This window comes from Streptomyces sp. SID1328, assembly GCF_009865595.1.
In the GTDB taxonomy this organism is placed as follows: domain Bacteria; phylum Actinomycetota; class Actinomycetes; order Streptomycetales; family Streptomycetaceae; genus Streptomyces; species Streptomyces griseoluteus.
This window is the reverse complement of sequence record NZ_WWKH01001024.1, coordinates 1-9680: the sequence shown is the minus strand read 5'-3', so window position 1 is coordinate 9680 and position 9680 is coordinate 1. Positions and strand designations below refer to the sequence as shown.

Below are 9680 nucleotides of genomic sequence, written 5' to 3'. Positions count from 1 at the left end.
TACTCGGCGGCGATCTCTGCCTCGTCGAAGCGGCCGACCGCGGCGAGGCGCTCCACGAACGCCCAGCGCAGCTCGGTGTCGACGGCGAGGCCCTCGACGGTCTGGGAGCCGTCCAGCAGCGCCTCCAGCAGGTCGAGCTGCTCCGGCGTACGGGCGGTCGCCGCGAAGGCACGCGCCCAGGCCAGCTGGTGATCGCTGCCCGGCTGGGCGGTCCGCAGGTGCGCCAGCGTGGCCTCGGTCCAGCGGGTCAGCAGGGTCTCGCGGGCGGCCGGGTCGGCGTACAGGTCGATCGCCAGCTTGGCCTGCCGGTGCAGGGACTGCACGACACCGATGTCGGACTCCTTGCCGATGCCGGACAGCACCAGCGAGAGGTAGTCACGGGTGGCCAGCTCGCCGTCCCGCGTCATGTCCCAGGCGGAGGCCCAGCTCAGCGCGCGCGGCAGCGACTCCGCGAAGTCACCGAGGTGCTCGGTGACGACCGCGAGGGACTCCTCGTCCAGGCGGACCTTCGCGTACGACAGGTCGTCGTCGTTGAGCAGGACCACGGCCGGACGGCGGACGCCGGTCAGCTCGGGCACGGCCGTCAGCTCGCCGTCCACGTCCAGCTCGACCCGCTTCACCCGGACCAGCTTGCCCGCGTCGTCCAGGTCGTACAGGCCGATCGCGATGCGGTGCGGACGCAGCGTCGGCTCGCCCTTGGCGCCGGCCGGGAGCGCCGGGGCCTCCTGGCGGACCGAGAAGGACGTGATCACACCGTCCGCGTCCGTCTCGAGCTCGGGACGCAGGATGTTGATCCCCGCCGTCTCCAGCCACGCCTTCGACCAGGTCTTCAGATCGCGCCCGGAGGTCTCCTCCAGCGCACCCAGCAGGTCGGAGAGGCGCGTGTTGCCGAACGCGTGCCGCTTGAAGTACGCCTGCACGCCCCGGAAGAACTCGTCCTCACCGACGTACGCCACGAGCTGCTTCAGCACCGAGGCGCCCTTGGCGTACGTGATGCCGTCGAAGTTGACCAGGACGTCGTCCAGGTCCCGGATCTCGGCCATGATCGGGTGCGTCGAGGGGAGCTGGTCCTGGCGGTACGCCCACGTCTTCATCGAGTTGGCGAACGTCGTCCACGCGTGCGGCCAGCGGGAGCCGGGCGCCGACGCCTGGCAGGCGATGGAGGTGAAGGTGGCGAACGACTCGTTCAGCCACAGGTCGTTCCACCACTCCATGGTGACCAGGTCGCCGAACCACATGTGGGCGAGCTCGTGCAGGATCGTCTCCGCCCGCACCTCGTACGCCGCGTCGGTCACCTTGGACCGGAAGACGTACTGGTCGCGGATGGTCACCGCGCCCGCGTTCTCCATCGCGCCCGCGTTGAACTCCGGCACGAAGAGCTGGTCGTACTTCTCGAAGGGGTACGCGTAGTCGAACTTCTCCTGGAACCAGTCGAAGCCCTGCCGGGTGACCTCGAAGATCGCGTCGGAGTCGAGGTGTTCGGCGAGCGAGGGCCGGCAGTAGATGCCGAGCGGCACGGACTGCCCGTCCTTCTCGTACACGCTGTGCACCGAGTGGTACGGGCCCACGATCAGCGCGGTGATGTACGTCGAGATGCGCGGGGTCGGCGCGAACGCCCAGACGTTGTCCTTGGGCTCCGGCGTCGGGGAGTTGGAGATCACCGTCCAGCCCTCGGGCGCGGTCACCGTGAAGCGGAACGTCGCCTTGAGGTCCGGCTGCTCGAAGCTGGCGAACACGCGACGTGCGTCCGGCACCTCGAACTGCGTGTACAGGTACGCCTGCTCGTCGACCGGGTCCACGAACCGGTGCAGCCCCTCACCGGTGTTGGTGTAGGCGCAGTCGGCCACCACCCGCAGGATGTTGCGGCCCTCCAGCAGACCGGGCAGCGCGATCCGGGACTCCTTGAAGACCTCCGCCGGGTCCAGCGTGTCCCCGTTCAGCGTCACCTCGCGCACGGCCGGGGCCACCAGGTCGATGAAGGACTCGGCGCCGGACTCGGCCACGTCGAAGCGCACCGTGGTGACGGACCGGAAGGTGCCGCCCTCCTGCGCGCCGGTGAGGTCGAGATCGATCTCGTACGAGTCGACGCTGAGCAGGTCGGCCCGCTGCTGCGCCTCTTCCCGAGTCAGGTTTGTGCCAGGCACGCGGTCATCTCCTCGTTATGTGTGGGTTGCGCCATCCTTCCACGGGAGATCCGCGAACGCGATGTCCTTATCCCGCCGGTCACCGGGCCTTTCCAGGGACCAGCCTGGAACACATGACGACACACGCCACGACCCTTCACGCCGCGCGGGCCATCACGGAACCGGTCCTCGCGGAACTGCGCGCCTCGGACGACGCCGGACGCCCGACGACCACCGTCACCGACGCGGAGGGCGGCGCCCCGCTGCGCTGCTGTCTGCGACGGAGCGAGCGGGGTGAGCGCATCGCCCTGGTCTCCTACGCACCCCTGCGCCGCTGGGCGGCGGACACCGGCGCCGAACCGGGGGCGTACGACGAGCAGGGCCCGGTCTTCATCCACGCCGGGCCCTGCGGCGGACCGGCGCCCCGGGGCGGGCTGGCCTTCACCGGCGCCCACCGCGTCCTGCGCCGCTACTCCCGTGACGGCCGCATCCTCGGCGGCCGTCTGGTCACCCCGCCCGAGGACTTCGAGGCGGCCCTGAGCGAGGCGTTCGCCGATCCGCAGGTGGCGATGGTGCACGTCAGGGCGGTGGAGTACGGGTGCTTCCTGTACGAGGTGCGAAGGCCCGGGAAGCCCCACGGCAGCTGATTCGCACTGGAGCGCCAAGAGTGAAAGGACCGTCCCCGGCCACCTCCCGGCACCGTGCGCTGTCACGCTGTCCCTGTTGCCCAGGGGCGGCGCGCCGGTCCGGGCGGGCCGCTTCGCGGAGACGAGCAGTGAAGGGGCGTCATGGCCACTCAGCGGGCGACCGGCGATTCTCCCTCTCCCGGCTCCGCCCGCCGTCGTCCGGAGGACTCCGGCCGACGCGAGGTGCCGCGTCATGTCGCCTGCGTGATGGACGGCAACGGCCGGTGGGCCACCCAGCGGTCGCTTCCGCGCACCTCGGGGCACCGGGCCGCGGAGGCGACGGTCATCGACGTCATCGAGGCGGCGCGGACGGCCGGGGTCGAGTGGCTGACGCTGTACGCGTTCTCCACCGAGAACTGGCGGCGCCCCGACGAGGAGGTCGACTTCCTGCTGCGGCTGGTCCGGCGGGTGGTGCGCAAACACGCCGCCCTGCTGCACGCGCGCGGTATCCGCTGCCGGTTCCTGGGGATGACGGATTCGCGGATCCCGGCGCCGCTGGCCCGGGACTTCGCCGACCTGATGACGCTGACCGGCGCGAACCGGGGCATGACGCTGACGGTCGCCTTCGACCACGGCGGGCGTGGGGACATCGTCGAAGCCGCCCGGTCGCTGATCCGCAGCGGGTTGCCGGCCGAAGGCGTGGACGAGGAGGTGTTCGCCGCTCACCTGCCCTTCCCGGACACGCCCGACGTGGACCTGGTCATCCGTACCTCCGGTGAGCAGCGCATCTCCAACTTCATGCTCTGGCAGGTCGCCTACGCCGAGTGGATCTTCCCGCCGGTGCTCTGGCCCGACTTCCGCGCGCCGCACTTCGTGCAGTGCGTGCACGCCTACCGGCAGCGGGACCGCCGCTTCGGCGGTGTGCGGCCGAACGTGAACGGATGACTCATGGATTCGTCGAGCAGGGATGGTGACCCGCCCATGGACCGGTTGGACGAGCACGGCGAGATCTTCAACGATCCGCGCTGGGCGCTGGCGCTCATCCGGGCGACCGTGCTGGAGGCCGCTCACCCTCAGATCGGGGCGGCTCTCGTGGACCACTCGTCGTTCGTGACCCACCCCTGGCGACGGCTCCGCAACACTTTCACGAGCACGCAGCGCATGTTCGGCCCGGACGACGAGGTGCGACGCCGCGAGGCCGCGCGGCTCAACCGCCTGCACGGGCGGATGAACGGCACCGACGCGCAGAACCGGTCGTACAGCGCGATGGACCCCGACGCCCGCGCCTGGGTGGTGGCCACCATGTTCGAAAGTGCCGTCACCATGCACCGGCTGAGCGGACAGGTCCTCGAACAGGCCGCCATGGAACGGCTCTACACCGGGTTCCAGGCGTTCCACACGGCCCTGGGTGACGACGCCCGGTTCCTGCCGCCGACCCTCCACGAGTTCTGGCCGTACTACGACCGCGTGGTCGAGGAGGAGCTGGAGAACACGGAGGCCATGCGGATCGTCCTCTACAAGCTCTTCGACCATCTCCCCGCGCCGCCGCTGCTGGCCGGCCTGCCCACCCTGTGGGGGGCGGGCCGGGCCGTCGCCGGGCCCGTCATCGGGGCGATCACCGTCGCCTCGCTGCCGGAGTCCTTCCGCCGCAGGGCCGGACTGCCCGAGACACCCGGCGCCCAGACCCTGATGCACAGCACGTACCTCGCCGCCGGGCTGGCCCGTTTCCTGCCCGGCGGCTGGGTCCACGCCCAGGGGGTGGCCGATCTGCTGGCCCTGTCCCCCGACAGCGACGACCCCCGGATGCGGACGGTCACCGCTCTGCGGGACCAGGTGAAACGCGCCGGCGCCCTGCTGCGGCTGATCACGCCCGTTCCCGCGGAGCCCGGACCCGCACGGACCGTCCCGGCGCAGCGCGCCACGAGCGGGGGGACCGGGCCGCGGCGCAGCGCCGAGGAGTTCTTCAGGGAGGTCCTGGACCAGACCGGTGACGGCTTTCTGGACTGGCCGGACCTCGCCGCCATGGCACGGGAGATGTCCACCCGCCTCGACCTGGACGAGCCGGAGGAGACCAGGCTTTACAACGCCTACGCCGACTGGTGGCGGGAACTCCAGACGGCGCTCGACGCCGACGGCGACGGCCGGGTCAGCGCACAGGAGTACGCGGCCGCGGCTCCCGCCCTGGCCGGGCCCGCGCTGATCAGGGTCGCCGAGGTCCTGTTCGACGTCACCGACAAGGACGGGAACCAGCACATCGACGCGGTCGAGTACCGGGACCTGTTCCGTACCGCGTTCCGCCGCGACACCGACGCCGCAGGCGTGTACACGCTCGGCGCGTTCGTGAAGGACTTCCTCACCTTCATGTCCGGACGGCGGCGCTCCACCCCTTACGACCCGCTGCTCACCGAGGCGTGACGGCGGCGCCCCGGGCACCCGGGGATGCCTGGGGCGCGCGGCGGTGCCCGGTCAGCTCTTCAGCTCGGCCGCCACCAGCTCCGCGATCTGCACCGCGTTCAGCGCGGCACCCTTGCGGAGGTTGTCGTTGGAGATGAACAGGGCGAGGCCGTGGTCCACCGTCTCGTCGGCGCGGATGCGGCCCACGTACGACGGGTCCTGGCCGGCCGCCTGCAGCGGGGTCGGGATCTCGGACAGGGCGACACCCGGCGCCTGCGCCAGCAGCTCGGTCGCGCGCTCGACGGAGATCGGGCGGGCGAAGCGGGCGTTGACCTGGAGGGAGTGCCCGGAGAAGACCGGGACGCGCACACAGGTGCCGGAGACCTTCAGCTCCGGGATCTCCAGGATCTTGCGGGACTCGTTGCGGAGCTTCTGCTCCTCGTCGGTCTCGTTGAGGCCGTCGTCCACGATGGACCCGGCCAGCGGGAGCACGTTGAAGGCGATCGGGCGCTTGTAGACCGCCGGCTCGGGGAAGTCCACCGCGTCGCCGTCGTGGGTCAGCTTGTCGGCGTCGGCGATGACCTTCTGCGCCTGCCCGTGCAGCTCGGCCACGCCCGCGAGACCCGAGCCGGAGACGGCCTGGTAGGTGGCGACGACCAGCGCCTCGAGCCCGGCCTCCTCGTGCAGCGGGCGCAGCACCGGCATCGCGGCCATCGTGGTGCAGTTCGGGTTGGCGATGATGCCCTTGGGGCGGTCCGCGATGGCGTGCGGGTTCACCTCGGAGACCACCAGGGGCACCTCGGGGTCCCGGCGCCAGGCCGAGGAGTTGTCGATCACGACCGGGCCCTGCGCGGCGACCTTCTCCGCGAGCGCCTTGGAGGTGGCACCGCCCGCCGAGAAGAGCACGATGTCCAGGCCGGAGTAGTCGGCGGCCGAGGCGTCCTCCACCGTCACGCCGTCCAGCACGGTCCCGGCCGAGCGGGCGGAGGCGAACAGGCGCAGCTCGGTGACCGGGAAGTCCCGCTCCTTGAGGATCTTGCGCATGACCGTGCCGACCTGACCGGTGGCTCCGACGATTCCGACCCTCACGACGACTCCCTCTGTCTGTCCCAGTACCGGGTCACTTGCTTGACCGGCACTTTTCCATCATGCGGCCGACACAGGGCCGCGTGTCCAATCCTTTGTACGGGTGTGCCCGGTGTGAGGGACACCCGTACCCTTCGGACGGCCCGCGGACCTGCGGTCCCGCGCCGGGAGCGGCCGCAGAAGTTCCCTCCCCCGGACCCGTCGGCCGCAAGCCGTGCTGTCCGGTCCCTGCCCGTCCGGCCCACCGCCATACGGCGGTGTGACGTACGCCGCACACGCCGAGGGGGCGGGCGCCCACCAGGACACCCGCCCCCTCGGCCAGGGGATCAGCCGGTTACGGCGTGACCTCCCCGATCTGCACACTCGCGGTGCCCGCGACCGTGCCGCGCGCGTTCACGAGCTGGACACGGCCGAAGAACTCCCGGCCCGCCGGGGCCTCTGCGGCGGCGGTGACCTGGCCGGTCACCGTGGCCGAGGCGCCCGTGTCGAGCTTCACCGGGGCCGAGCCGTCGACCGTGACCGCGCCGAGGCTGTCGGAGAAGAACACGTCCCGGTAGTCGTAGTCGGTGGAGCCGGCCGGGACCGAGTAGCCCACGACCTTGACCGTGTACGTGCCCGCGGCGGGGGACGGGAGGGAGACCGCCTCCTCCGAGTCGCCGTCGGCGGACGTGCCGACCTCCTTGCCGGAGGCGTCGTAGACCATGAGGTCGAGGTCGGCGGCCGGGTCCGAGACCTTGCCGATGGCCACGTCCAGCGACTTGGCGCCGGCCGGGACGTCGACCGTGGTGGTCGCGGTCTCGCCCTCCTTGATCGCCGGGCGGGCGGCCTTCGCGGAGCCGAGCGGGCCGCCGACCAGCTTGCCGTCGAGCGCGGCGTACTTGTTGGTGACCTTCCAGGACGCGGTGGCCGGGACGCCCACCTTCGCCTCGGGCACGGTTACGGTCTCCGGGTCGAAGACCGCGCCGAGCACGGAGACGTCCAGCTTGTAGGGGTTGTCCAGCAGGGGCGAGGTGCGGCGCGCCTCGACCTCGACCTCCCAGACACCGGCCTGCGGGTCGGCGTAGGAGCGGACGTCGGGCTTGCAGCCGTTGCCGTCGAGGTAGTTGTTGTAGCAGTACGGGGTGCTGGTGTTGTCGACCGGCGTCCCGTAGGGGTGAATGGCGATGAACCGGGTCTGGCTGCCGGACTTCAGGCCGCCGATGGCCACCTCCAGCGACTTCGCGCCCTCGGGCACGGTCAGGAAGTACGACTTGGTGCTGTTGCGCTGCACCGAGGCGGAGAAGGAGCGGCTGTAGTCCACCGGGCTCGCCACCACGACCGTGGCGAGGATCTGCTTGTCGACGCCCACGGTCAGCGGGTCGTCCACGCGCAGGATCGCGCTCTTGAGCCCGACCGACCTCGGCGCGGCCTCCACCTTGACGGTGACCGGCTCGTTCAGCGGCAGCTTCACCAGCGGGCTGCCGACGACGCGGTAGGTGTGCTCCGGGTCGTCGGCGAAGCTCAGCAGGTGCCAGACCGCGCGGTCCGCGCCGGTGGTGCGGGTGACCGTGACGTCGTACGTCTTGCGCTGGCCGGACTTCAGGCCGCCCTCGCGGTCGTAGAGGCCGGTGCCGAAGCCGGGGGTCTTCAGGGCGTAGTCGATCGCGGTGTCGACCGGGGCCTTGACGGTGTACTCGTGCGCCGAGGCGCCGAGCCGGATCGCGGTCCAGGCGTCCACGACGTCGATCAGGCCGGAGCCCTCCTCGTACGCCTGCGCGCCCTTGATGTGGTGCGCGGTCGAGGTCAGCGCGGTGCGCAGCACGGCCGGGGTGAGGTCGATGTCCTTCTGCTTGGCGGCGCTGAGCAGCAGCGCGCTCGCGCCGGCCGCCTGCGGGGAGGCCATCGAGGTGCCCTGGAGCATCGAGTAACCGGCGGGCAGGGTGTAGCCCGCCTCGGCCACCGGGGAGCCGGGCAGCCAGGTCTGGGTGGTGTTGATCGCGGCGCCGGGCGCGGTGATGGTCGGCGTGAAGCCGCCGTCCTCACGCGGGCCGCGCGAGGAGAACGGCATCAGCGCGTACGGGGTCTCCACCGCCGAGCCGTAGTTCGACGCCCAGGTCTCCTTGGAGATGGCGGCGCCGACCGAGATCACCTTGTCGGCGAGGCCGGGGTCGCCGATGGTGTTGGCGCCGGGGCCGGAGTTGCCGGCCGAGATGACGAGCTGGACGCCGTAGGTGTCGATGAGCCGGGTGTACAACTCGGCGCGGGCGTTGTTGCCGTCGTTCAGCGCCGGAAGGCCGCCGATGGACATGTTGACGATGTCCACGCCCCGGTTGGTCACCAGGTCGATCATGCCCTCGGTGAGGGCGACGTTGGTGCAGCCCCCGGACCAGGTGCAGGCGCGCGAGGAGACGATCCTGGCGCCCGGAGCGGCACCGTTCATCTTCCCGCCGAACAGCCCGTTGGCCGCGGTGATGCCCGCGACATGGGTGCCGTGCTCGGACTCGATGACGCCGATGTTGACGTAATCCGCCTTGGCACCCGAGGAGTTGTAGACGACGTCCTTGCGGATCTCGACCACGAACGGGATGCGCTCGACGACGTCCGTCTGCGGGTCGTCGGTGCCGAAGTAGCCGATCTGGTAGCCGTCCTTGTACGGCTTCATCGGCGGGTTGTTCGTGAAGTCCAGGTCGTCGTCGGTGTCGACGCGGACCGTGCCGGTGGCCGCGTCGTACAGCACGCCCCAGGCGTCGGTGGTGTCACCGTCGCGGTTGAGGTCGCCCTTCATGTCGCCGCCGGTGGTGGCGGACTCGTACAGGTAGTTGAACTTGTACGCGCCGGCCGGGGCCTTGAAGGTCTCCGCGTTCGCGCCGGAACCGACGGAGAAGGACGGGCCGGAGACCGCCGCGGTCATCCGGCGCCAGGTGCCGTCGCCGTCGCTCACCGGGTCGGTGGAGGTGACCCAGTCCACGATCTTGCGCTCACCGGTGGTGGTCTTCTGGAGCGCCGGGTGACCGAGGTCCACCCCCGAGTCCAGGATGCCGATGGTGACCCCGCGCCCGTCCGCCTTCGGGTGGTCCTCGACGAAGTCGACGGCACCGGTCTCGAAGGAGGGGTTGTAGGGGTTCTTCGCCGGGGTCTTGCTGCCGGGTGCCGGGTAGGCCGCCGCCGTACGGGCGTTCTTGGCGTCCTTCGCCGTGTCCGCGCCCGGCGCCGGGTCGTCCAGCGGGATCTCCTGGCGCAGGTCGATCGCGTGCACCGAGGACAGCTTGGCCGCGGCGGCGATGACCGCGTCGGCCTTGACGGTCGGCACGGTGGCACGGACGTAGCCGACCTTGTCGAAGGTGCGGCCCACGGTGCCGGCGGCGTCGAGCTGGGAGGCGACCTGCTCGGTGGAGCCCGGCGCGGTGGCGATCATCATCGTGACGCTCTTGGCGCCGTCCGCCTTGGCCTCCGCGAGCCGGTCGGCGTCGTC

General features: G+C 71.1%; 6 protein-coding genes. 3 read left to right on the top strand and 3 right to left on the bottom strand.

The window, feature by feature from the left end:
• Positions 1–2144: aminopeptidase N (gene pepN, locus GT030_RS33065; RefSeq protein ID WP_161204226.1), on the bottom strand; the 2144-nt coding region annotated here is incomplete at its 3' end.
• Positions 2145–2257: 113 nt separating this feature from the next.
• Between pepN and GT030_RS33060 the strand changes: the two genes are divergently transcribed.
• The 3 genes from GT030_RS33060 to GT030_RS33050 all read left to right on the top strand — a co-directional run bounded on the left by GT030_RS33060 (position 2258) and on the right by GT030_RS33050 (position 5164).
• Complete coding sequence (locus tag GT030_RS33060) at positions 2258–2770, top strand: DUF1203 domain-containing protein (protein WP_161204225.1); 513 nt, start codon at positions 2258–2260, stop codon at positions 2768–2770.
• A gap of 141 nt (positions 2771–2911) precedes the next feature.
• Complete coding sequence (gene uppS / locus GT030_RS33055) at positions 2912–3694, top strand: polyprenyl diphosphate synthase (RefSeq protein ID WP_161204224.1); 783 nt, start codon at positions 2912–2914, stop codon at positions 3692–3694.
• 36 nt (positions 3695–3730) lie between these two features.
• On the top strand, positions 3731–5164 hold the full coding sequence (locus tag GT030_RS33050) for an oxygenase MpaB family protein (protein WP_237522987.1): 1434 nt from the start codon (positions 3731–3733) through the stop codon (positions 5162–5164).
• 51 nt (positions 5165–5215) lie between these two features.
• Here GT030_RS33050 and GT030_RS33045 read toward each other — a convergent pair whose 3' ends face one another.
• Complete coding sequence (locus GT030_RS33045; RefSeq protein ID WP_161204222.1) at positions 5216–6232, bottom strand: aspartate-semialdehyde dehydrogenase; 1017 nt, start codon at positions 6230–6232, stop codon at positions 5216–5218.
• A gap of 331 nt (positions 6233–6563) precedes the next feature.
• On the bottom strand, positions 6564–9680 hold a 3117-nt coding region (locus GT030_RS33040; protein WP_161204221.1), incomplete at its 5' end, for a S8 family serine peptidase.